This window comes from Acidimicrobiales bacterium (assembly GCA_036273495.1).
GTDB lineage: Bacteria > Actinomycetota > Acidimicrobiia > Acidimicrobiales > JAJPHE01 > DASSEU01.
In genome coordinates, this window is record DASUHN010000358.1 from 1 (window position 1) to 22,037 (window position 22,037).

The 22,037-nt window shown below is 72.6% G+C and carries 22 protein-coding genes; 15 read left to right on the forward strand and 7 right to left on the reverse strand.

The window, feature by feature from the left end:
- A partial coding sequence (locus VFW24_15195) for a hypothetical protein (protein ID HEX5268110.1) occupies positions 1-270 on the reverse strand: 270 nt, incomplete at its 3' end.
- Positions 271-296: 26 nt separating this feature from the next.
- Here VFW24_15195 and VFW24_15200 point away from each other — a divergent pair.
- The 3 genes from VFW24_15200 (at position 297) to VFW24_15210 (ending at position 4,177) form a co-directional block, all read left to right on the forward strand.
- The gene (locus VFW24_15200; protein ID HEX5268111.1) at positions 297-1,700 is read left to right on the forward strand and encodes a sigma 54-interacting transcriptional regulator; all 1,404 of its coding nucleotides are present in this window, start codon (positions 297-299) and stop codon (positions 1,698-1,700) included.
- Between the two features lie 73 nt (positions 1,701-1,773).
- Positions 1,774-3,786 carry a hypothetical protein gene (locus VFW24_15205; protein HEX5268112.1) on the forward strand — a complete coding sequence of 671 codons (2,013 nt, stop codon included), beginning with the start codon at positions 1,774-1,776 and terminating at the stop codon, positions 3,784-3,786.
- A gap of 112 nt (positions 3,787-3,898) precedes the next feature.
- The gene (locus VFW24_15210; protein ID HEX5268113.1) at positions 3,899-4,177 is read left to right on the forward strand and encodes a WhiB family transcriptional regulator; all 279 of its coding nucleotides are present in this window, start codon (positions 3,899-3,901) and stop codon (positions 4,175-4,177) included.
- A gap of 11 nt (positions 4,178-4,188) precedes the next feature.
- Here the strand turns inward: VFW24_15210 and VFW24_15215 are convergent, their stop codons facing one another.
- Positions 4,189-5,028, reverse strand: a complete 840-nt coding sequence (locus tag VFW24_15215) for a hypothetical protein (GenBank protein HEX5268114.1) — start codon at positions 5,026-5,028, stop codon at positions 4,189-4,191.
- Positions 5,029-5,070: 42 nt separating this feature from the next.
- Here VFW24_15215 and VFW24_15220 point away from each other — a divergent pair, with 42 nt between their 5' ends.
- The 3 genes from VFW24_15220 to VFW24_15230 are packed head-to-tail and all read left to right on the forward strand — an operon-like array spanning position 5,071 to position 6,889.
- On the forward strand, positions 5,071-5,598 hold the full coding sequence (locus VFW24_15220) for a hypothetical protein (GenBank protein ID HEX5268115.1): 528 nt from the start codon (positions 5,071-5,073) through the stop codon (positions 5,596-5,598).
- Positions 5,586-6,128, forward strand: coding sequence for a sigma-70 family RNA polymerase sigma factor (locus VFW24_15225; GenBank protein ID HEX5268116.1), 543 nt, complete (start codon positions 5,586-5,588; stop codon positions 6,126-6,128). The genes VFW24_15220 and VFW24_15225 overlap by 13 nt, the downstream gene beginning before the upstream one ends.
- A 5-nt stretch (positions 6,129-6,133) precedes the next feature.
- Positions 6,134-6,889, forward strand: a complete 756-nt coding sequence (locus VFW24_15230; protein ID HEX5268117.1) for a zf-HC2 domain-containing protein — start codon at positions 6,134-6,136, stop codon at positions 6,887-6,889.
- Here VFW24_15230 and VFW24_15235 read toward each other — a convergent pair.
- Positions 6,873-7,103 (reverse strand): WhiB family transcriptional regulator, encoded by a 231-nt coding sequence (locus VFW24_15235; GenBank protein HEX5268118.1) that lies wholly within the window; start codon positions 7,101-7,103, stop codon positions 6,873-6,875. The genes VFW24_15230 and VFW24_15235 overlap by 17 nt on opposite strands.
- A 50-nt stretch (positions 7,104-7,153) precedes the next feature.
- Between VFW24_15235 and VFW24_15240 the strand changes: the two genes are divergently transcribed.
- Entirely contained in the window at positions 7,154-7,444 is a 291-nt protein-coding gene (locus tag VFW24_15240) for a hypothetical protein (GenBank protein ID HEX5268119.1), read from the forward strand.
- 6 nt (positions 7,445-7,450) lie between these two features.
- Here the strand turns inward: VFW24_15240 and VFW24_15245 are convergent, their stop codons facing one another.
- The 3 genes from VFW24_15245 to VFW24_15255 all read right to left on the reverse strand — a co-directional run bounded on the left by VFW24_15245 (position 7,451) and on the right by VFW24_15255 (position 10,624).
- Positions 7,451-7,840 (reverse strand): hypothetical protein, encoded by a 390-nt coding sequence (locus VFW24_15245; protein HEX5268120.1) that lies wholly within the window; start codon positions 7,838-7,840, stop codon positions 7,451-7,453.
- 375 nt (positions 7,841-8,215) lie between these two features.
- A complete protein-coding gene (locus VFW24_15250; GenBank protein ID HEX5268121.1) occupies positions 8,216-9,433 on the reverse strand; it encodes a zinc-dependent metalloprotease in 1,218 nt (405 codons plus the stop codon).
- 15 nt (positions 9,434-9,448) lie between these two features.
- A complete protein-coding gene (locus VFW24_15255; protein HEX5268122.1) occupies positions 9,449-10,624 on the reverse strand; it encodes a S1C family serine protease in 1,176 nt (391 codons plus the stop codon).
- A 71-nt stretch (positions 10,625-10,695) separates the two neighbouring features.
- Between VFW24_15255 and VFW24_15260 the strand changes: the two genes are divergently transcribed.
- From VFW24_15260 to VFW24_15270, 3 genes are read left to right on the forward strand one after another with little or no spacing between them, the layout of a single operon-like run.
- The gene (locus tag VFW24_15260; protein ID HEX5268123.1) at positions 10,696-11,175 is read left to right on the forward strand and encodes a molybdenum cofactor biosynthesis protein MoaE; all 480 of its coding nucleotides are present in this window, start codon (positions 10,696-10,698) and stop codon (positions 11,173-11,175) included.
- A complete protein-coding gene (locus VFW24_15265) occupies positions 11,175-11,351 on the forward strand; it encodes a hypothetical protein (GenBank protein ID HEX5268124.1) in 177 nt (58 codons plus the stop codon). Before VFW24_15260 ends, VFW24_15265 begins: the two co-directional genes overlap by 1 nt.
- A 4-nt stretch (positions 11,352-11,355) precedes the next feature.
- Positions 11,356-12,357, forward strand: a complete 1,002-nt coding sequence (locus VFW24_15270) for a rod shape-determining protein (GenBank protein HEX5268125.1) — start codon at positions 11,356-11,358, stop codon at positions 12,355-12,357.
- On the opposite strand, the gene VFW24_15275 is transcribed toward VFW24_15270, so the two are convergent.
- A complete protein-coding gene (locus VFW24_15275) occupies positions 12,341-12,856 on the reverse strand; it encodes a HEAT repeat domain-containing protein (protein HEX5268126.1) in 516 nt (171 codons plus the stop codon). The two genes, VFW24_15270 and VFW24_15275, sit on opposite strands and share 17 nt — an antisense overlap.
- Positions 12,857-12,966: 110 nt before the next feature.
- Here VFW24_15275 and VFW24_15280 point away from each other — a divergent pair, with 110 nt between their 5' ends.
- The 5 genes from VFW24_15280 to VFW24_15300 form a co-directional block, all read left to right on the forward strand.
- Complete coding sequence (locus VFW24_15280) at positions 12,967-13,611, forward strand: TetR/AcrR family transcriptional regulator (GenBank protein ID HEX5268127.1); 645 nt, start codon at positions 12,967-12,969, stop codon at positions 13,609-13,611.
- Positions 13,612-13,629: 18 nt separating this feature from the next.
- Complete coding sequence (locus tag VFW24_15285; GenBank protein HEX5268128.1) at positions 13,630-14,694, forward strand: PDZ domain-containing protein; 1,065 nt, start codon at positions 13,630-13,632, stop codon at positions 14,692-14,694.
- 50 nt (positions 14,695-14,744) lie between these two features.
- Positions 14,745-17,363 (forward strand): ATP-binding protein, encoded by a 2,619-nt coding sequence (locus VFW24_15290; GenBank protein HEX5268129.1) that lies wholly within the window; start codon positions 14,745-14,747, stop codon positions 17,361-17,363.
- A gap of 35 nt (positions 17,364-17,398) precedes the next feature.
- Positions 17,399-19,642, forward strand: a complete 2,244-nt coding sequence (locus VFW24_15295) for a DivIVA domain-containing protein (GenBank protein HEX5268130.1) — start codon at positions 17,399-17,401, stop codon at positions 19,640-19,642.
- 12 nt (positions 19,643-19,654) lie between these two features.
- A partial coding sequence (locus VFW24_15300) for a UPF0182 family protein (protein HEX5268131.1) occupies positions 19,655-22,037 on the forward strand: 2,383 nt, incomplete at its 3' end.

Sequence of the window (22,037 nt, forward strand, 5' to 3'; positions counted from 1 at the left end):
GGTGACCGTGCCGGTCACCACGGTCCGGCCCGCCGGGACCGCGGGCGCCGTGGGCGCAACCGGGGACGACGAGGGCGGGGTCGCCGCCCCCGTGCGGCCCGCCGCCACCCGGCCCGACCCCGGGGCGCCCGACGCCGCCGGGCCCCCACCGACCACGAGCGCGCCGGTGACGGCGACGGCGAGAACGGCGACGATCGCCAGCGCGGTGGCGCGCACCGAGCGGGCCCGCCGCACCAGAGTGGCGGGGCTAGCCGCGGGACGACCGGGCACGCCTCGGAGCGTAGGCTCCCGGACATATGACCTCTCGACCCGCCACCCTCGGCCAGCTGCGCGAATCCGGATGGGAGTCAGTTCCGGTCAAGGAGGAGGTGCGGCGCAACGCCGTTCGCCGCATCGCCGACGGCTTACAACTGGTCGACGGGGTGCTGGGCTACGAGGAGACGGTGCTGCCCCAGCTGGAGAACGCCCTCCTCGCCGGTCACGACGTGATCTTCCTGGGTGAGCGGGGTCAGGCCAAGACCCGCATGATCCGCTCGCTCGTCGGCCTGCTCGACGAGTGGATGCCGGTGGTGGCGGGCTCGGAGATCAACGACGACCCCTATCACCCGGTCTCGCGGTACGCCCGGGAGCTGGTGGCCGAGCGGGGCGAGGACACCCCCATCGAATGGGTCGGACGCGACCAGCGCTTCGGGGAGAAGCTGGCCACCCCCGACACGTCGATTGCCGACCTCATCGGTGAGGTCGACCCCATCCGGGTGGCGGAGGGCCGCTATCTCTCCGACGAGCTGACCCTCCACTATGGGCTGGTGCCCCGGACCAACCGGGGCGTCTTCGCCATCAACGAGCTGCCCGACCTGGCCGAGCGCATCCAGGTGGGCCTGCTGAACGTGCTCGAGGAGCGCGACGTCCAGATCCGGGGCTACAAGATCCGCCTCCCCCTCGACGTGATGCTGGTGGCCTCGGCCAACCCCGAGGACTACACCAACCGCGGTCGCATCATCACCCCGCTCAAGGACCGCTTCGGGGCCCAGATCCGCACCCACTACCCGCTCGACGTGGACACCGAGCTCGAGGTCGTGCGCCAGGAGTCCAACCCGCTGCAGGCGGTGGGCCTGCGCGTGCAGGTGCCCGAGTTCATGGCCGAGGTCGTCGGCACCCTCACCCATCTGGCCCGGTCCAGCTCCAAGATCAACCAGCGCTCCGGCGTGTCGGTGCGGCTCTCGATCGCCAACTACGAGACCCTCGTGGCCAATGCCGCCCGCCGGGCCCTGCGCGCCGGTGAGCCCGACGTGGTGCCCCGGGTCAGCGATCTCGAGGCCCTGGCGTCGTCCACGGCCGGCAAGGTCGAGATCGAGACGCTGGAGGAGGGCCGGGACGAGCACGTCATCGAGCAGCTCCTCAAGCAGTCGGTGCTCACCGTGTTCAAGGCCCGCTGCCCGATGGACCGCTTCCGCGACGTCGTGCTGGCGTTCGACGAGGGTACGGTCGTGCACGCCGGGGACGATGTGGGCTCGGCCAAGTACGTCGACGCCCTGGCCAACATGCCCGTGCTGAAGGCACCGGTGATGGAGCTGGCCGGCAGCGAGACGCCGGCGGCCGTCGCCAGCGCCATGGAGTTCGTGCTCGAGGGCCTGCACCTGTCCAAGCGCCTCAACAAGGAGGCCACCGGCGGCCGGGCCACCTACCGGGGCCGCGGGTGACGGCCGTCGGCGGGGCCGAGGCCCCCGCCTGGGCGGACGAGGCGGGGTCGGGGCCCGGGCCGGGGAGACGACATTGAGTCGGTTCCGTTATTCGCGCTGGGACGGCAGCCAGGTCGGCTTCGAGCTCGACGCCGACGACGTCCTGGCCGAGATCACCGACGACCTCCTGTACCACGGGGACCTGAACGCCGCCCTGCGCCGGATGATGCAGTCGGGGTTCCGGGACCGCAACGGGGAGCGGGTCCAGGGGATGCGCCAGCTGATGGAGCAGTTGCGCAAGCGCCGGCGGGAGGAGCTGGAGCGCTACGACCTGGGCGGGGTGTACGACGACATAGCCCAGGAGCTGCGCGACGTCATCGACATGGAGCGCGCCGGCATCGACGAGCTGGTCGAGGAGGCCCACCAGTCGGGGGACCAGCGCCGCCAGGAGGTCACCGAGGGCGTGGCCCAGGAGCGGCGCATGGAGCTCGACATGGTCCCGCCCGACCTGGCTGGCCAGGTCCGGGCCCTGCAGGACTACGAGTTCACCTCGTCCGAGGCGCGCGAGAAGTTCGACGCCCTGATGGACAAGCTGCGCCAGCAGCTGATGCAGAGCTACTTCAACCAGATGGCCGGGGCCATGCAGTCCACCACGCCCGAGGACATGCAGGCCATGAAGGACATGTTCAACGCCCTCAACCGCATGCTCGAGCAGCGCGAGGCCGGCGAGCCCCTCGACCCAAGCTTCGAGCAGTTCATGGACCAGTTCGGCCAGTTCTTCCCCGGCAATCCCCAGACCCTCGACGAGCTGCTCGAGCAGATGGCCGAGCAGATGGCGGCCATGCAGTCGATGCTCAACTCGATGACGCCCGAGCAGCGGGCCCAGCTGCAGGGCCTGGCCAACCAGCTGCTGGAGGACCTCGACCTGCGCTGGCAGGTCGACCGCCTGGCCGGCAACCTCCGGTCCGCGTTCCCGCAGGCGGGATGGGACCGCCGCTACAACTTCAGCGGCCAGGACCCGCTGGGCTTCGCCGAGGCGGCCCAGCTGATGGACCAGCTCGGGGACCTCGACCAGCTGGAGAACCTGATGCGCTCGGCGTCGAGCCCGGGAGCGCTGGCCGAGGTCGACATCGACCGGGCGCGCGAGCTGCTGGGGGACGACGCCGCCCGCTCCCTCGACCGGCTGTCCGAGCTGGCCAAGATGCTGGAGGAGGCGGGGCTGATCGAGCAGCGCGAGGGGCGCCTCGAGCTCACCCCCCGGGGCATGCGCCGCATCGGCCAGAACGCCCTGTCCGACCTGTTCACCAAGCTGGCCCGGGACCGCCTGGGACGACACCAGACCGACCCGACGGGCGTGGGTCACGAGCGCGCCTACGAGACCAAGCCCTACGAGTTCGGGGACCCGTTCAACCTCAACATCGAGCGCACCGTGCGCAACGCCCTGCAGCGCACCGGCGGGGGGGTGCCGGTGCGGCTCTCACCCGACGACTTCGAGGTGGAGCGCACCGAAGTGGTCACCCGGGCGGCCACCGTGCTGATGGTCGACCTGTCGCTGTCCATGCCGATGCGGGACAACTTCCTGGCCGCCAAGAAGGTGGCCATGGCGCTGCACTCGCTGATCTCGAGCCAGTTCCCGCGTGACTACCTCGGGATCGTGGGGTTCTCGGAGGTGGCCCGGGAGCTCAAGCCCGAGCAGCTGCCCGAGGTCTCCTGGGACTTCGTGTACGGGACCAACATGCAGCACGCCTTCACCCTGTCCCGGCGGATGCTGGCCCGCCAGACGGGGACCAAGCAGATCATCATGATCACCGACGGGGAGCCCACCGCCCACCTGATGGCCGACGGGGAGGTGTTCTTCCACTACCCGCCCGTCCAGGAGACGGTCGACGCCACCCTCCGGGAGGTGGCCCGCTGCACCCGGGAGGACATCCGGATCAACACCTTCATGCTCGACGCCACGGGCTACCTGAAGGACTTCGTGGAGAAGCTGACCCGCCTCAACCAGGGCCGGGCCTTCTTCACCACGCCGGAGACCCTCGGCGACTACGTGCTCGTGGACTTCATCGAGCAGCGGCGCGCTTTGCGTCAATCTCGGCGCACCGCCTAGCTGGCCAACTCCATTTCGGGGTTTTTCCTTGGCCCCTCTTGCATATCTGCGCGTCCCGGGGGAAGATGACACGATTGTAATTACATCCGTGATATGCAGAGGGAGGCCACGGATGGACATCATGATGACTGCGGCGGTGGGCAGGGGCAGGCACGACTGGCAGGAGCGGGCCAACTGCCTCGGCGTCGACCCCGACCTCTTCTTCCCCGAGCGGGGTGCCTCGACGCGGGAGGCCAAGGAGGTCTGCCGGGGGTGCGTGGTGCGCGAGGACTGCCTCGAGTTCGCCCTGGCGAACGGGGAGAAGTTCGGGATCTGGGGCGGGCTCTCGGAGCGGGAGCGCCGCCGGATCCGCCGGGCCCGGGCCCTGGCCCGCCGGGGCGCCACCGCCTGACGCCCGGGGCGCTATCCCCCTGACTGCTCCAGCCGGGCCTCGATGGTCCGGTCGGGGTGGAGGTCCAGCTCCGCCCAGCGGGCCGGCTCGGTCCGCTCCAGCAAGGCGGCGGGAGCCAGACCCACCAGCTCGGACCGGACGACCCTGGCGCCCGCCGCCGACGCGGCGTCGAACACCGTGGCCGGGCCGACCCGCAGCGGGTCGACCAGGTTGAACGACAGCTGGACCCCCGCCGGCAGCTCGAAGGCCAGGGCCCGGACGGCGGGCCCCCGGAGGGCGGTGGCCACCCGGGCGGTCGCCCCACGGTCCCGGTCCGCCAGCCACAGGTTCCACGCCAGCATCACCCCCCGGGCCCCGACGGCGCAGGCGCCGGCGCTCGGGTGGGGCGCCAAGGGGCCCGTGTCGGGGGCCAGGGTGCGGAAGGCCTGACGCCGGACGGTCGGAAGATCCCGGTCCGGGCCGTAGAGGAAGCACGGCAGCTCCAGCACCTCCCCGGCCCACCGGGCGAAGCGATCCCGTGCCCCCGTCGCCTCCCCCATGCCCCCGGCCTCCCCGTCCCCGGCCTGGATGGCCCCGGGCGGGATCGGCACGAACGGGACGACGTCGAGCACCCCGAAGCGGGGGTGGACCCCGTCGTGGTGGCCCAGGTCGAGGCAGGCCAACGCCTCCCGGGCCAGGTCACGCACCGCCTTCTCCAGGGCCTCGCTGTCCCGGGCGGCCAGGGTCAGCACGCTGCGGTTGTGGCCGGCGTCGGTGTGCACGTCGAGCAGCTGGCGACCGGCCGCCTCCGCCAGAGCGGCCAGCACCTCGGGGTCCCGCCCCTCGCTCACGTTGACCACGCACTCGAGCACGGCTCGCAGGCTCGCGCGCCCCGCCGTCGTACCCTTGACCTGATGACCTCCTCCGCTGAGATCGGGCTGCTGATCCCGGCGGAGACCGGTTGGGACGAGGCGCTCGAATGGGGCGGTCGCGCCGCGTCGGCCGGGGCGGGGCGGCTGTGGGGGACGGGTGACCTCGCCGGCGTGGCCCTCCTCGCCGCCCTGGCCCGCCGCGTGGACGTCCGGGTGGGAGCGGTCGTGGGGGCCGGATCCGCCCCGACCGCGGTCCTGGCCAAGCACCTGACCGGGCTGGACGTGGTGGCCGGGGGACGGCTCGACGTGGCGGTCGAGGCGGGCCCGGGCGCCGGCGCCGTGCTCGCGGTCCTGGCTGCGCTCGGGGGCGGCGAGGCCTACCACGCGGAGGGACCGATCCCGGTGGCCGGGGCCCGCTGCCTGCCCCCGGCGGCGCAGCGCCCGGCCTACCCCCTGTGGACGGCCCGGCCGGTCCGGGCCCCGGCCCACGCCCCCGAGCCGGCCGGTACCCCGGCGGGGTGGTCGGAGGCGGGCCTCGGCGTCGTGGAGGTCACTCCATGGCAGGGGTGACGGGGAGGGCGGGAACCCGGGCGGATGCCGCCGACGTTTCCCCCGACGGCATCCCGGCGTGGGAGGAGGTGGCGCGTGACTACGGGAGGTTCCTGTACACCCTGGCCTTCCGGCTCACCGCCGACCGCCAGGACGCCGAGGACCTGGTGCAGGAGACCCTGCTCCGGGTCCGGCGGGGCCTGCGCACCTACCAGCCCGGATCGATGGAGGGATGGCTGACGCGCATCGCCACCAACTGCTTCATCGACCAGACCCGCCGCCGGCCCGAGGTTCCCCTCGACGACGACCCCGACCGGGATCTCGGCGCCGCGCCCGGAGCCGACGACGACCTGCTGGCCACCTCGATCAGCGCCGACGTGCAGGCGGCCCTGATGGCGCTGCCGGTCGAGTACCGGGTTCCGGTGGTGCTCTGCGACGTGGCCGGGCGCTCCTACGAGGAGATAGCCGAGACGCTGTCGGTGCCGCTGGGCACGGTGCGCAGCCGCATCCATCGGGGCCGCTCGCTGCTGCGGCGGGCACTGGGCGGATGAGCCGGGTGCCCGAACACCCCGGGGACCGGCTCTCGGCCTACCTCGACGGGGAGCTGGAAGCCGACTCCACCGCCTCGGTGCGAGCCCATCTGGCGTCGTGTCAGGTGTGCCGGGAGGAGCTCGACCGGCTGTCCCACGCCCGCCGCCTGTTGCGGGGAATGGCGCCCCTCGAGCCGCCCCCCGGACTGTCCGAGCGCTTCGGGGCCCGGCTGCGCCGGGTGCTCCGCCGGGTGGCGGGCGGGGTGGCGCTGGCCGGCACGGCCATCGGGGCGGCCCTGTACGCCGCCTCGCCGGCGCGGGCGGTGCGGCCCCCCATGGCGGAGGTGGGCTCGTCCCTGCCGGGGCTGCCTTCGGGGACGGCGCTCGCCGAGGTGCCGGCGGGGTACTTCGCCCCCCAGACGCTGGACGGCATGGCCCTCGTCGGGTTGCGCCAGGTGGGGAGCATGGTCGGCGCCCTGTACGGGTCGGCGCCCCACGAGCTGCTGGTGCTCGAGGAGCCGGGCCAGCTGGTGGTCGACGCCTCCTACCCGGCGGCGCGGACGGCCAGCCTGGCCGGCTACCAGGGCGTCTCCTACGGGCGGGGTGGGGAGGAGGCGTTCACCTGGCAGGACGGGGCGTCGGTCGTGACGCTCGTGGGTGACCCCGAGGACCTTCCGGCCGCGGCCAGATCGATGGCCATGCGCCCCCGGTCGCAGTCGCTGTTCGACCGGGCCCGGGGCCTGGCCCGGGACCTGGTCGGGGACCTCACCGGCTCGCCGTGACGGCTTCCCGCCGCCTCCGGCGGGCGATGCGCCGGCGCTCCCGCTCCGAAGCGCCTCCCCACACCCCGTGGTCGATGTGGTTGGCCAGGGCGTACTCGAGGCAGGGGGTCCGGACCGGGCAGCCCTCGCAGATCCGCTGGGCGATCTCGACCCCGACCCCGTCGCTCGGGAAGAAGACGGACGGGTTGATCTCCCGGCACTTGGCCCTGCGCATCCAGTCCATGTCCGAAATAACGAAGGACGGGGTCGGATAGTTTCAGGTTCATGACGCAACCGGTCGAGGAGCAGCAGGGTCCCCCGGAGCCGCCGCGGGGCCATGCCCGTGTCGTCTACCTCGGGCCCGTGGCACCCCACTGGGAGGTCCACTCCGACTTCGGGGACCGGGTGCTGATGGAGGAGTTCCGCCAGCGGGCGCTGGCCCGGCTCGTGCTCCTGCCGCCCCACGACCCGCAGTTCCGGCGCAACCGGGAGCGGGTGGCGCGCGACGCCGAAAGGGAGAACATCTACCTGGAGTGGGACCTCGGCGTCCCCGAGGAGGAAGCCGAGCTGGTCTAGCGGTGCCTAGGCGGCGGAACGGCGGCGCAGCTGGAGGCGCATCCGCCCCCGCCCGCCACCGGAGGTCCCGCTCGGGACGATGTCATCGTCCTCCCGGCGCCAGCGCAGCACCTCGGGGCCCACGGGCTCGGCGCCCATGGCCGCCCAGGATGGCTCGGTCTCGTCGGCAGCGGGATCATTGCCCAGGGCCGACCACTCCATGGCCCGGTCGACCCGCTCGGCGGCCACCGGCATCTCCGCCGTGGCGGCCGTGGCCGTCGGGGCGGACGGGGCCGTCGTGGCCGGCTCGGGCGTGGGCTCGTCGTTGAGCCGCTCGAGGGCGGCGTAGACGTTGGGGGTGCGGGTCGGCGCCATGAGGGCCTGGATGTCGTCGCGGTCCTGAGCCAGATCAGTCACCGTGGTGACATCGACATCCTGCGCTCCGGGCTTGAGCGGCATCCGCGGCGGCCCGGGCCACCCTGAGGCGCGGGCTCAGCTGAGCGGCGAGCTCCTCCCCCCAGGTACCCGCGAAATGCTTTTTTCGTGTCGTATATGAATTTTCATATATGGCCGGCGTCATTGCGCGCCACGTGCTCGACATGGCGCTGACGGTCCTGGTGGGGGCCCATCGCGGCCGCGGGAGGTGTCCGACTCGCCGCTCCCCGTGTCTTTTCGTTGTCGTATGAGAACTTTCATATACGCGCGTCGACTTTTTGTTTCGCGAGGGGCCGGGGTCTCCGTGGACAACGAGTGACGGTGGGTGACGGACCGCCGGCCGGGTCCGGCGGGGAATCAGTTGCCCGGCAGAGAGATGCGCTCCAGCCACAGCCCCGGAGCCTCGACCTCCGAGGGCGTCGGCAGCGCATGCGGCAGGGTCCACAGCTGGGAAAGAGCCTCGCGGCCGGCCCGCTCGACGACGCCCCGGATGAACGAGGTCCCCCGGTCGTACTGCTCCTGGCGCAGCTCCACGCCGAGGAGGCGCTCGACCATCCGTTCCCCCTGACCGCGCTCGACCCGGCGCCGTCGCAGGGCCTCGGTGAGGGGCCCGTGCGAGCCGATGAGGCGCCGCCCCACCTCGTCCACCACGTGGTCGACGTAGCCCTCGATCACCGCGAGCAGGCTGGCGAGCTGGGGCAGGAGCCGGCGCTGCTCGTCGCTCTGGATCTCGCCCAGGAGGGCGGCGGGGTCTCCGAGAACCCGCTCGAGGGACGAGGGGTCGGAGGGATCGACGTCCGCCAACCGGTCCTCGAGGCTGGCGGCGGACGGGTCGAACCCGGATACGTAGGCGGTGAGGAGCTCCTCCAGCCGGGACCGCACCGAGGGCCGGGCCAGCACGGCGTGGTGGGTCACCTCGCTCAGGCAGACCCAGAGCCGCACGTCGTCGGCGGACAGGCTCCAGTCGGCGGCGAAGGCGGTGACGTTCTGGGCCACCACCAGCAGCTCGTCCCCCGGCGGCCGCGGGATCGGGAGGTCGTACTGACCGAGGGCCCGCTGGGCCATGGACCCGAGCATGGAGCCGAACTGCAGGCCGAGGAACGCGGCCTGCAGGCCGGGCATGAGGGGCCGGAGCATCCCCTCCAGGCCGCCGGCCAGATCCTCCTCGTCCGCCCCGGCGCCGGGGCCGCCCGGCGCCTGCGGGGCTGACCCCTCGGCCGCCGCCTGGTTGAGCGACCCGGCCAGGGCGCCGAGGAGGGGCTTCCACGCCTCGAGGGTCTGGACGGCCCAGTCGGCCCGGGTGACGGGCCGCACGGTGACGACCCGGCCGGTGCTCGAGGTCGGCAGCCCGGTCACGTCCGCCACGTGGAGGTCGGCCACCTTCACCAGTTCCTCGAGCCGGATGCGCTCGAGGGGCTCGACGTTGCCGAGGTCGGTTCCCTCGGCCGCGCTCCACTGGGAGAACTGCCGGGCCAGGTCCCAGTTCACCGGTCCGCTGGACCGGAACATCTGCCCCAGCTGGGAGAACAGCAGCTCGAAGGGGTTACCGCCCTCGGCCGGGAACGGTGAGCTCACCCGCCGAGCCTACGGTCACGACGACGCCAACCGGGCCAGGACGACGCGCACGGTCCACTGCCGGGCGGCGCGCTGGAGGGCGACCGAAACCGTCTGGCCCGGGGAGCGCAGCGCCACCGCCGCCTGGAGGTCCTCCATCGTCCGCACCTGCCGGCCGTCGACGGCCACGATCAGGTCCCCCGCCGCTATGCCCGCTCCTGCCGCGGGGCTGTGTGCATCGACGGACCCGATGGCCAGACCGACGGGTGTCGCGGTGACCTCCTCCACGCCCAGCCACCCGTGGGCCACGGTTCCGGAGGACGCCAGCTGGGCCGCGGCGGCGCGGACGGAGGCGACCGGAGCGGCCAGCGTCTGTCGGCCTGCACCGGAGCTCACGATCATCCCGACCAGGTCCCCATGGCTGTCGAGAACCGGAGCGCCGAGAGCGGCCGAGCCGGCCGGGAGGTCGGTGGCGATGGCGTCGAGGACCGGATCCCCGTCGCTGTCCCGGGTGTCGACGCCGACCGCGGTCACGACACCCACGGCCATACCCCCGTCGGTCAGCGTCAGCACCACGTCACCGGTGCGGGGAGGGCCGGCGGAGACCGGCGCCGCCGGCAGCAGCTGGCCGTCGCAGCGGAGGACGGCCACGCCGCTCATGGCGTCGGCGCCGACGAGAGTGGCCACAGAGTGCGTCCCGCCGTGCATCACCACCGAGAGACCGGACGCGCCGCGCACCAGGGACCGAGAGGTGACGACCAGATCCTCCGAGCCGTCTGAGAAGGCGGTGCCCCACTGGGTGGTGCCGTCGCGCTCGACGGCCACCCGCACGGTCGCGCCGGAGACGCGCTCCACCGTGGCGGCGACGAGGGGGCCCACCGTCGCGGTGCCGAGGGTCGACGCGGTGGGAACGACGCTGAGACCGCCGGAGGCGGTGTGGGAGCCGGAGCCGTGGGCACCTCCGTTGGCGGTGGCGTCGGCGGCCGGCTCGCTCCCCCCGCCGACCCGGACCACGCCAGCGGTGGCGAGCGCGGCGCCGACGAGGTGACCGGCCAGCACCGAGAGGGCGGGGCGCCCGAGGCGCCGCACCTCCGGCAGGGCCAGCTCCGACGGGTGGCGCCAGAGGCGGTCGTCAGGAGGCGGCGGGCGGCGCCACGATCCGTCGTCCTCGTCGTGCGGCGCGCCGTCGTCCCCCACGCCCGAAGGGGTCATGCAGGCGAGGTTACCGACGCTTCCCCCGCCCCAGACGGTCGCCCCTCCGCCCTGCCGTACCATTCGGGGCCGTGGGTGGGGTGCAGAAGTCCCAGGTGGGCGCCGGTCCCGAGGGCCGGGACTGGACCGCGCTCACGACCGAGCAGCTCCCCGTCGACGCCGCCACCGCGTGGAGTGTCCTGCCCGACTGCGGGGCGGTGGTGACGTTCCTCGGCACGGTCCGGGACCACGCCGAGGGCCGTGCCGGCGTCAGCGAGCTCACCTACGAGGCCTACGAGGAGCAGGTCGTGCCCCGCCTCGACGCCATCGTGGCCGAGGCCCGGACCCGCTGGGACCTCGGGCGGGTGGCGTTGCTGCACCGGACCGGGCGGCTGGTGGTGACCGACTGCTCGGTGGTGGTCGTGGTGAGCGCCCCCCACCGGGCCGAGGCGTTCGACGCCGCCCGCTTCTGCATCGAGAGCCTGAAGTCGACCGTTCCGATCTGGAAGTCGGAGACTTGGGAGGGCGGCTCCGACTGGGGGACGAACGCCCAGGAGGTGACCCGGCTGTGATGAACCTGCTGTACCTGGGGGCGGCGGTCATCGTGAGCCTGCTCGCCTCTCTGATCGTGGTTCTCCGCAACCGGCGGCCGCGGTCGCTGCAGTCCACGGTGGAGGAGTTCTCCCGGGAGCTGCGCGCCCTCGCCCCCGACGCCCCGGATCCCGCCGGGCGCCGCAGGAGGAGGTAGGCGGCTGGCACGCGACCTGGCCATCGACCTGGGCACGGCCAACACCCTCGTCTTCTCCCGAGGACGGGGCATCGTCCTCAACGAGCCGACCGTGATCGCCTTCAACTCGCGCAACCAGGACGTCCTGGCCATGGGGAAGGAGGCGTGGCAGATGATCGGGCGCACGCCCGGCTACATCGTGGCCGTGCGCCCCCTGCGCAAGGGCGCCATCACCGACTTCGACATCACCCAGCGCATGATCCGGCTCCTGCTGGAGCGGGCCGGGGTCTCGCGGTTCAACCGGCCCCGGGTCCTGATCTGCGTTCCCTCGGCCATCACCGAGGTCGAGCGAAGGGCGGTGGAGGAGGCGGCGCGGCGGGCCGGGGCCCAGGCCGCCTACCTCATCGAGCAGCCCATGGCGGCGGCCATCGGCGCCGGCCTGCCCATCCACGAGCCGCTGGGGAACATGGTCGTCGACGTCGGCGGCGGCACGACCGAGACGGCGGTCATCTCGCTCGGCGGGATCGTGGCGCTGCAGGCGATCCGCGTGGGCAGCTTCGACATCGACGCGTCCATCCAGGCCTACGTCCGCCGCGAGTACGGAATCGCCATCGGTGAGCGCACCGCCGAGGAGATCAAGATGGCCATCGGCTCGGCGTTCCCGATGGACGACGCCATGAAGGCCGAGGTGCGCGGTCGGGACCTCATGACCGGGCTTCCGAAGACGGTGATCCTTTCTCCTGAAGAGGTGCGCATGGCCATCGAGGACACGGTGGGGGCCATCGTCGACTCGGTCGTGCAGTGCCTCGGCCAGGCCCCGGCCGAGCTGGCCCAGGACCTGATGACCGAGGGCATCCACCTGTCCGGCGGCGGGGGTCTCCTCCAGGGGCTCGACCGCCGGTTGCAGGAGGAGACGTCGCTCCCGGTCAACCTGGTCGAAGCGCCCCTCGAGTGCGTGGCCCTCGGCGCCGGCAAGTGCCTCGAGGCCTTCGACTCGCTCAAGGTCATGTTCATGGGCGAGAGGTGAGGTCCTCGGCCGCCTGACGCACCTGCCAGTCCCGGTCGTGGCGCGCCCGCTCCAGGGCGGCGTCGACCTCGGGGCCGTCGTAGGGAGCCAGGGCCAGCACGGCCCGGCGTCGCACGGCCGGCCGGTCCCCGGTGGCGGCCAGGATGGCGGGAAGCCCCCGTTGGTCCCCGATGGCCCCCAGCGCGGCTACGGCCGCCTCCCGGCACAGCGGATCGGGATGGTCCCCCGCCGTGCGTATCAGGGCGTCGAGGACGGACCCGGGCACGGCCACCCCCGATGCCTCCCTCTCTCCGAGGGCCCACGCCGCCATCTCCGCCACCATGGGCTCGCCGGCCAGCAGCTCGACCAGCCGGCCCGCCAGCGGGATCTCCGGATGGCCGGCCGACACCTGCGCCGCCCGCCTCTGAACCGCGGCGTCGGGATCGGCCAGGGCCGCGTCCAGGTCGGGACCGTTCAACCGGCCCATGCGGTCGAGGGCGGCCAGCGCCGTGGCTCGCACCGAGCCGTCGGGATCGGAGAGGTGGGCGCGGGCCAGGGCCTCTTGGCCCTGATGACCGGCCGCCGCCGCGACCCTTCTGCGTGATTCCTGGTCGGCTACGGTCGTCCAGGATGACCGAAGGGCGCACCAAGCGGCAACGGCGGGCGGAGCTCACGGCCGACCAGCTGCTCGAGGCGGCCCGGCTCGTGTTCGAGACCAAGGGGTACCAGGCCGCCACGGTCGGCGCCATCACCCGCGCCGCCCACACCGCGCACGGGACCTTCTACCTGTACTTCCGCAACAAGCGCGACGTCTTCTCCCGGGTCGTGTACCAGGTGTGCCGGGAGATGTACGAGGCCGGGGACTCATTGTGGGACAGCGCCGATCCCGTCGAGTCGCTGCGCGCCGCCATCCGGACCTTCCTCGACGTCTTCTCCCGCCACCGCGGCCTGTGGCGGGCGCTGATCCAGGGCGCCCTCGATGATCCGGAGCTGGAGGCCATGTGGGTCGAGCTGCGGCGCCCGTTCATCGAGCGCACCGAGCGGGTGCTCGAGGGTCTGCAGGCGGCGGGGGCGGTGCAGCCGCTCGACGCCGCGGTCTGGGCCACGGCGCTGTCGTCGATGGTGGAGTGGGTGGCGTTCACCCACTTCGTGCTGGCCCCGCCTCCCGGGGGGGACGCCGATCCGGACCGCCTGGTCGAGGGAATGGCCAACCTCTGGTACCGGGCGATGTTCTCCGGCGCGGACGTGCCGGCCCTCGGCGCCTTCCTCGTCTGAAGACGGGCCGCCAATCCGATGTACCACCGTCGCGCCTCCAGGCTGCTCCTCGGCGTTGCGAGCGTCGGGCTGGCGCTGCTCGTGCTCGGGCAGGTGGTCAGCCTCTGGGTGGTGCAGATCCCGTACTTCCTGTTCTCGCCGGGACCGACAGCACCCGTCGGCGAGCTGATCAACGTGCCGAAGGACCACCGCCACCCGGTGAGTGGCCAGGTTCTCCTCACCACCGTGCTGCAGGCGCAGGCCCACATAGCCGACTTCCTCCTCTCGTGGTCCCGGAGCAACGACCAGCTGATCTCCTCGCAGCAGATCGCGGGAAACCTGACGCCCAGCCAGCTGCTGCAACTCGACCAGGCCGAGATGACCGCGTCGCAGGAGGACGCTGAGGTCGTGGCCATGCGTCGGGCGGGATACCAGGTGACCGAACAGGGCGCGGGCACGTTGGTGGTGGCCGTGGTGGCGCACACGCCGGCCTCCGGCGTGCTGAAGCCTGACGACGTGATCGTCGGGATCAACGGCCGGGCCACTCCGCTCGAGCAGGACGCGGCCCAGATCCTGGCGGCGTCCCCGCCCGGCACCAAGGTGAGCATGCAGGTGCAGGACCAGGCGGGTGCCACCCGGGCGGTGTCGGTCGTGCTGGCCAGGCGCCCCGACAACGCCAAGCAGGGCTTCCTCGGGGTGCAGTTGATCACCAAGGCGGACCGGTTCAACTTCCCGTTCAAGATCACCATCGATTCACGGGGCATCGGCGGCCCGTCGGCGGGCCTGGCCTTTGCCCTGGGCCTCCTGGAGGAGCTGACCGGGGCCAACATCACCAACGGCGGGCGCATCGCCGCCACCGGCACCATCGCCCCGGACGGGACCGTCGGCGACGTCGGGGGAGTTGCTCAGAAGACGGTTTCGGTGGCCGACGCCGGCGCCACCCTCTTCCTCGTCCCCCCCGGGGAGTACCACGACGCGGTGAGCCACGCCGGTCCCCGCCTCAAGGTGGTGGCGGTGTCGACCTTCGAGCAGGCGCTGCAGGCCATCGCCCGCAACGGCGGGAGCCTGGCGGGGCTCCCTCCCGCGCCGGCGGGCGTTAAGTAGGATCCGAGCCGGAAAAAGCGGCCGAACGCGCCGGATTTCTCGAGGGGACAATGGGAGCGCCGGCTGCCCAGTTCCAGTTCGCCGCCGAGATGGTGGCGTTCCTGGTCTGCCTGGCAGGAGCCACTCTGCTGGCGCTGCGGGCTCCGCTACTGACGGTGCGGCGCGGGCCGGCGGGGGCGCTGGCCCTCGGCTTCGCCGCCGGCGCCGCCGGCGCATTCGTCCACGGGGCCGTCCAGGCCGCCGATGCGGCGCCCCCCGCGGTCGTCGGCCTGCGCGTGGCCGCCGGTGTGCTGCTCCTGATCGGCGCGCTGGCCCGCAAGGGATGGACCGGAGGTCCGGTGGCCCGGGCTCTCCTGATGCCCGCCGGACTGCTGGTGGGGGCCGCCGGCCCGATCGGACTGCAGGGCTCGCTGTACGCCGAGGAGGCCGTGCTGGTGGCGGGCGCCGCCCTGGCCGGCACTGCGCTGGTCGGTGCCAGCCGGCGGGCCATCGGGGCGCGCCTCACCGCCACCGCCGCCGGGACCCTGCTGCTCGTGGTCGTCACCCTGTCGGTGGCGCTGTCGACGGTGCTGTCGGGAACGGTTCGCGACGACGCCTTCCGCCGCCTGCAGTCGCGCGCCGCCTCGGTGGCCACGGCCGTGACCGACTCGTGGCAGGCCGACCTGGCCGACGCCAAGCTGGTCGCCGCGGGAGTTCAGGGCCTCGGCCTGGTGGGTCCGGGCGGGTCGGGCCCGGCCCTGCAGTCCGCCCTCACCACGCTGTCCACCCAGTTCTTCTCGACCGTGGGGCTGGCGTGGGTCGACGACCAGGGCCGCGTGCTGGCGACGTCCCCGCGGCTGGAGGCCACGATCGGTGCAGGAGTGGCGCCGGCGGTGGCCGGGTCGAACCTGGTGGCCCGCTCGGTCCAGACGGGCCAGCCCGGGGGCACCGTCGGCCTGGCCGCCGGCCGGGCGCTCGATGTGGCCGCATACCCGGCCAAGGTCGCCGGGTCCAATGCCGTCGGGGGAGTGGCGGTCGTGCTGAGCCCCCTCGACCGCTCCTATCTGTCCGCGCTGGTGAGAGACGACAGCACCCTCGGCGTGGCGCTGGTGGCGGGTGGAAAGGTCGTGAGCGCCTACCCGGCCTCGGCCCGCGCTCAGCCGGCCGACGCCCTGGCGGCGGCGTCGCACGCGGCGGGGGGGCGGGCGCCGGCGCCGCTCGCGACCGGTGACCGCTATGCCGCTGCCGCGGTGGTCCTGGGGGGGGACGGGCGCCCGGTCATGGCCGCCCTCGTCGAGACCTCGGCCCAGGTCGTCGACAGCAGCCGCCAGTCGTTGTTCCGCACCCTGTTCCTGATCGCCTTCGGCGGGGCCATCATCGCCTTCCTCCTCTCCGTCGCCGTGGCGGACCGGTTGAGCCGGGCCCTGGGCGAGCTCACGGGCGCCGCCCGCCGCATCAGCTCGGGAGAGGCCATGGTGCGCACCGACCTCACGGCCGGAGACGAGATCGGGCTCCTGTCCGAGGCGTTCGACTCGATGGCCGAGTCCATCGAGGAGCAGGCGGCGGCCCTGCGCCTGGCCGCCCAGGAAGAGGCGAACCTCCGCGACCGGATGCAGTCGGTGATCGCCGGAATGGGTGAGGCCCTGGTAGCCGTGGACGCCGATGGCACCGTCAGCGAGTGGAACCGCGCCGCCGAGCGCCTGGTCGGCGTCCCCCGCTCCCGCGCCGTCGGACGTCCGGCGCGGTCGGTCCTCAAGGCGCGCCTCGACGACGGCTCCGATCTGGCCGGTCTGCTGACGAAGGGCGGCGCCCCCCGCCCCGGTGAGGACCGCGCCACCCTCGACACCCGCGGCGGCCCCATACCGGTCGCGGTGTCGATCGGTGTGGTGGCCGGAGCGGACGACGAGCCGGGCGAGGGGAACGGGGCCGGGATCGTCACCGTTCTCCGCGATCTCCGCCCCGAGATGGAGCTGGACAAGATGAAGTCCGAGTTCCTCTCCCGCGTCGGCCACGAGCTGCGAACGCCGTTGACCGGGATCCTCGGTTACAGCCAGCTGCTCGCCAACCGCGACGTTCCCGAGGATCGGGCCCGGGTGTGGTACCAGGAGATCCTCGAGCAGTCGCGGCGGTTGCTGCGCACCGTCGAGATGCTCGAGTTCTTCGCCTCGGCCGGGGGAAACCGGCTCGGCCTGGATCTGGCGCCCGTGAACGTCGCCAGCCTGGTCGTCGACGCCGCCGAGCGGTGGCAGGCCAAGGTCACCCAGTTCCATGAGGTGGTCGCTCACGAGGACGGCGGCATCCCGGACGCCGACATGGACCGCCGCTGGATCGACCTGGCCCTCGACGAGCTCCTCGACAACGCGGTGAAGTTCTCCCCCGACGGGGGACGGGTGGTGGTGTCCGCCGAAGCGGCCGGCACGGGGGCGCTGCGGCTCACCGTGGAGGACCAGGGCTGGGGCATGCCGCCGGAGCAGGCGGGCGATGCCTTCCGGGAGTTCGTCCAGGGGGACCCGTCCGACACCCGGCAGTTCGGCGGGCTGGGACTGGGACTGCCATTGGTGCAGAGAGTGGCGGAGGCCCACGGGGGCTCGGTCGAGCTTGCGTCGGAGGAGGGACGGGGCACCCGTGTCTCGGTCATCCTGCCCACGGGCAGGTCGGCGCGAAGCGGGCGCCGGCCGGCCCGAGCATGAACGGTCCGAGCGAGCCCAGGTCGTATTCTCGAGCGGTGAGCGCAGAAGAGGTCCGGCGCCGCTCGTTCTCGTCCGCCTTCCGGGGATTCGACCAGGCGGAGGTGCGCGGCTTCCTCGATCGGATCGCCGACGAGCTCGAGGCCTACGACCGCACCGAGAAGGAGCTGCGGGCGGAGCTGCGGGAGGCGCGCGACCGCGTGCTGCACCCTCGCCTGGACGAGGACACTCTCACCTCGGCGCTGGGGCAGGAGGCGGCCCAGATCCTTCGCTCCGCCCACGAGGCGGGCGGCGACGTGCGGCGGCGGGCCGAGGAGCACGCCGCCCGGGTGCTCGGGGAGGCGCACAAGGAAGCGGAGCGCATCCGGGCGGTCGCCGAGACGGTCATGGGTGAGCGGACCATCGAGGCGGAGGCCGCCGCCGACTCCATCCGCGCCGCGGCCGAGGCGGAAGTCGCCGCCGTCCTGGGTCGGGCCCGCCAGCAGGCGGCGGCGGCGCTCGAGGAGGCCCGGACGCGCTGCGACGAGCTGTCCCAGGAGTCGGAGGCGCTGAAGGGCCAGGTGCTCGGGGAGCTGGCCCGCCGCCGGCGGATCATGCACGCCCAGGTCGAGCAGCTCGGTGCGGGCCGGGAGACCATCCTGGTGGCGCTGCAAGAGGTACGGCGGATGCTGGACCAGACCGTCGACTCGCTCGACCGGGTCGCGATCGAGGCCAAGACCGCGGCCGAGGAGGCGCGGGTGCGGGCCCTCACCGATCCCGAGCTCGAGGGTTCCGACCTCGAGCGCGAGGCGGGGGCGGCTCTCAGCTCCCCGCTCGACGGCCTGACCAAGGTCATGGCCGGCCTGGAGCAGTCACTCGCCGCACTGGCTGCGGGTGAGCCGGTGGCCCTCGAGGCCGCGCCCAGTGCGGCCACGGCCGGGGAGGCCCGGTCCAGTGAGGCCGCGGCCACTGCGGGCCCGTCCGGCGGAGTCGCGACGGGTGAGCTGGAGGCCGGTCAGCCGCTGGCGGGCCCGGTGGAGCCGGCTGCGGCGGAGGTGGCGACCGAGGACGTGGCGACCGCGGAAGGGGCGGACGCTGCGTCCGTTCCCGGCGCCCAGGGCCCGCCCGAGCCGGAAGACGACGACGAGGAGTCGTACACCGAGATGGAGCGGCGCGGCGCCCTGCGCCTGCTGCGCCGGGGACGGCCCCGCCCGGTCACCGAGGCCCCGGCGTCCTACGCCCCGGAACCGGGGGAGGGCGTGCGGGTCATCCGCTCGGCGGCGCCACCGCCGTCCGCGGACGAGGAGGAGGAGGCGGCGGAAGCGATCGGCGCCATTTCCGCCGCCGAGATTTCCGCTCCGGTCAGCGCCGACGCCGGGCTCCAGGAGGATGAACAGCACGCCTCGGTGGACGATCTGTTCGCCCGCCTACGCGCCGAGCGGGCCGCGGCGCGTGAACACGCTGAGGCCGTGCTGGCGGAGTCGCCCGGTGATGTCACCGAACCAGAGGGGGAGACGCCGGCGCCCGAAGTCGCAGCCGTCGGAGCGGTGGGGGAGACCGCGCCGGCTGACGACGAGGCCGAAGCCGCCGCCGTATCCGGTGGTGACGAGCCCGAGTCCGAGCCCGACGACGAGGCGGCGGAGGCGCCGCTCCTCGACATGCGCAACCGGATGCTCGGCTCGGTGCACGAGCGGCTGGCCCGCCGGCTCAAGCGGACCCTGCAGGACGACCAGAACGAGATGCTCGACCGGGTGCGCGCCGCCGGCCGGGGGGGCGCCGGACCGCTGCTTCCGGAAGAGACCGAGCACCGGGGCTCCTACGCCACAGCCGTCGGGCCGCTGATGGAGGAGGCCTTCCGGGCCGGCACCCTGTTCGCGGCCGAGGTCTTCCCGGGAGCCTCCCCGCAGCCCGATGGCCGCAACGGGGCGGTGGCCGACGCCCTGGCCACCGAGCTGGTGGTTCAGCTGCGGGCCCGCCTGACGGCGCTGTTCGAGGCGCCCGACGGCGGTGAGGCCGAGGATCTGGCCGAGGGGGCCAGCGCCGCCTACCGGGCCTGGAAGGGGGAGCGGGTCGAGTCCCTCGCCATGGACTACGTGGTGGACTCGTTCACCGCCGGGGTCCTGGCGGCGGTACCGGGCGGCACCAGGCTGCGCTGGGTCGTCGACGACGACACCCCGTGTCCCGACTGCGACGACAACGCCCTGGCCGGGCCCACCACGGCAGGAGAGAGCTTCCCGACCGGCCAGCAGCACCCCCCCGCCCACCCGGGCTGCCGCTGCCTTCTGGCGCCGGCCCTCACCTAACCTCTCCCGCGCATGCGCGCCACCACCGATCGACCGCGCCGCCGGCGGCCCTCGCGGGGCCGCATCGTCCTGGCGATCGTCGTCGTGGTGGTGATCGTCCTCATCTTCTCCCTGCGGGGGATCGCGGGCTTCTACACCGACTACCTGTGGTTCGGGTCCATCCACCTGACCTCGGTATGGGCCGGGGTGGTGGCGACCAAGCTGGCCCTGGCCGCCGTGTTCAGCGCCGTCTTCTTCCTGGCCATGTGGCTCAATCTGGCCGTGGCCGACCGGATGGCTCCGACCTACCGTCTCTCCGGCCCGGAGGACGAGTTCGTGCAGCGCTACCGGGAGGCGGTGGGCCCGCACGTGGGGAAGGTGCGGGTGGTCGCATCGGTGGTCTTTGCCCTCCTGGTCGGGACGGGCGCCGCCGCCCAGTGGAACAAGTGGCTGCTGTTCCGCAACTCGGTGCCGTTCGGCATCAAGGACCCGCAGTTCCACAAGGACATCGGGTTCTTCGTCTTCCGCCTCCCGTTCTACTCCTATCTGGTCAGTTGGGGCTTCCTGGCCATCGTGGTGATCACGATCGTCTCGGTTGTCGCGCACTACCTCAACGGCGGTATCCGCCTGCAGGCGCGGTCGAACCGGGTGACGCCGTACGTCAAGGCCCACATCTCCCTCCTGCTGGCCGCCCTGGCACTGCTCAAGGCCATCGGGTACTACCTGCAGCGCTACAACCTCGACTTCTCGACGCGCGGCGTGGTCAACGGGGGCCTCTACACGGACATCAAGGCTCAGCTCCCGGCTCTCACCCTCCTGATCCTGATCTCGCTGGTGGCGATGGGGCTGTTCGTCTACAACATCCGTCTCCAGGGCTGGGTCCTGCCGATCATCGGCGTGGGCCTGTGGGCGTTCGTCTCGTTGGTGGTGGGAGCCGTCTATCCCGCCATCATCCAGAAGTTCCGGGTGCAGCCGGCGGAGAACGCCCTCGAACGGCCCTACCTGCAACGGAACATGACCTCCACCCGCACCGCCTACAAGCTGAACAACGTCCAGGTGACGCAGTACCCGTACACGACCCAGCTCTCCGCCACCGACCTGACCCTCGATGCGCAGACGGTGCGCAACATCCGGCTCTGGGACGCCGCCTTCGCTCCCCAGACCTACCAGAAGCTGCAGGAGATCCGGTCCTACTACCAGTTCCCGAGCCAGGATCTCAGCGTCGACCGCTACGGGCTCAACGGTGAGGAGACCCAGACCCTGCTGGCGGTGAGGGAGCTGAACCCCAACGACCTGCCCGAACAGGGCTGGGTCAACACCCATCTCCAGTACACCCACGGTTACGGGGCGGTCCTGTCACCGGCCAATGCCGCCACCTCCGACGGCAACCCGGTCTTCGCCATCAGCAACATCCCCCCGGTGGTTGCGGCCGGGTCGGGGGCACCGACGATCACCAAGCCGCAGGTCTATTACGGCCTCGGCATGGACGGGTTCGTGGTCGCCAACACCCAGCAGCAGGAGATCGACTACCAGCGCCCGGACGGGACCAATGTCACAGGCCACTACACCGGCGGCGGGGGGGTGCAGCTGAGCTCGTTCTTCAAGCGGGCCGCCTTTGCCCTCCGCTTCGGGGACATCAACACCCTCATCTCGGGGCAGGTCACCAGCAGGTCCCGGGTGCTCTGGGTCCGGGACATCCAGCAGCGCGTGGCCAAGGCCGCCCCCTTCCTCCAGCTCGACTCCGACCCCTACGCCGCCATCGTCGACGGCCGGATCGAGTGGATCCAGGACGCCTACACCACGACCGACCACTATCCGTACTCGCAGTTCGCCGACACCTCGGGTCTGCCCAACGGCAGCGGGCTGAACCAGAACTTCAACTACGTCCGCAACTCGGTGAAGGTCGTCGTGGACGCCTACACCGGGGACCTCAAGTTCTATGTCATGGATCGGTCGGACCCGATCGTGCAGGCCTACGCCAAGGCCTTTCCGAAGCTGTTCCTCCCGGCCTCCGCCATGAGCTCCGACCTGCGGGACCATCTCCGCTACCCCGAGGATCTCTTCCGCATCCAGACCTCGCTCTATGGGCGCTACCACATCACCGGGATCAACGACTTCTACAACGCCGCCGATGCGTGGAACGTGGCCCAGAGCGGCGGCGAGGGCCCGCCGAACGGCAGCCTGCAGACCCTGACGACCGACGCCCAGGGCTTCGTCGTGGCCGGCTCCCAGAAGCGCATGGACCCCCAGTACCTCGAGATGCGGCTGCCGGCGGCCCAGAACGCCAGCTTCCTTCTGCTGCAGGCCCTGGTGCCGATCTCCCAGGGTGACAAACAGCAGAACCTGGCCGCGTTCATGGTGGCCCAGAGCGACCCCAGCCAATACGGGCGATTGCAGGTGTTCGAGATGCCACCCG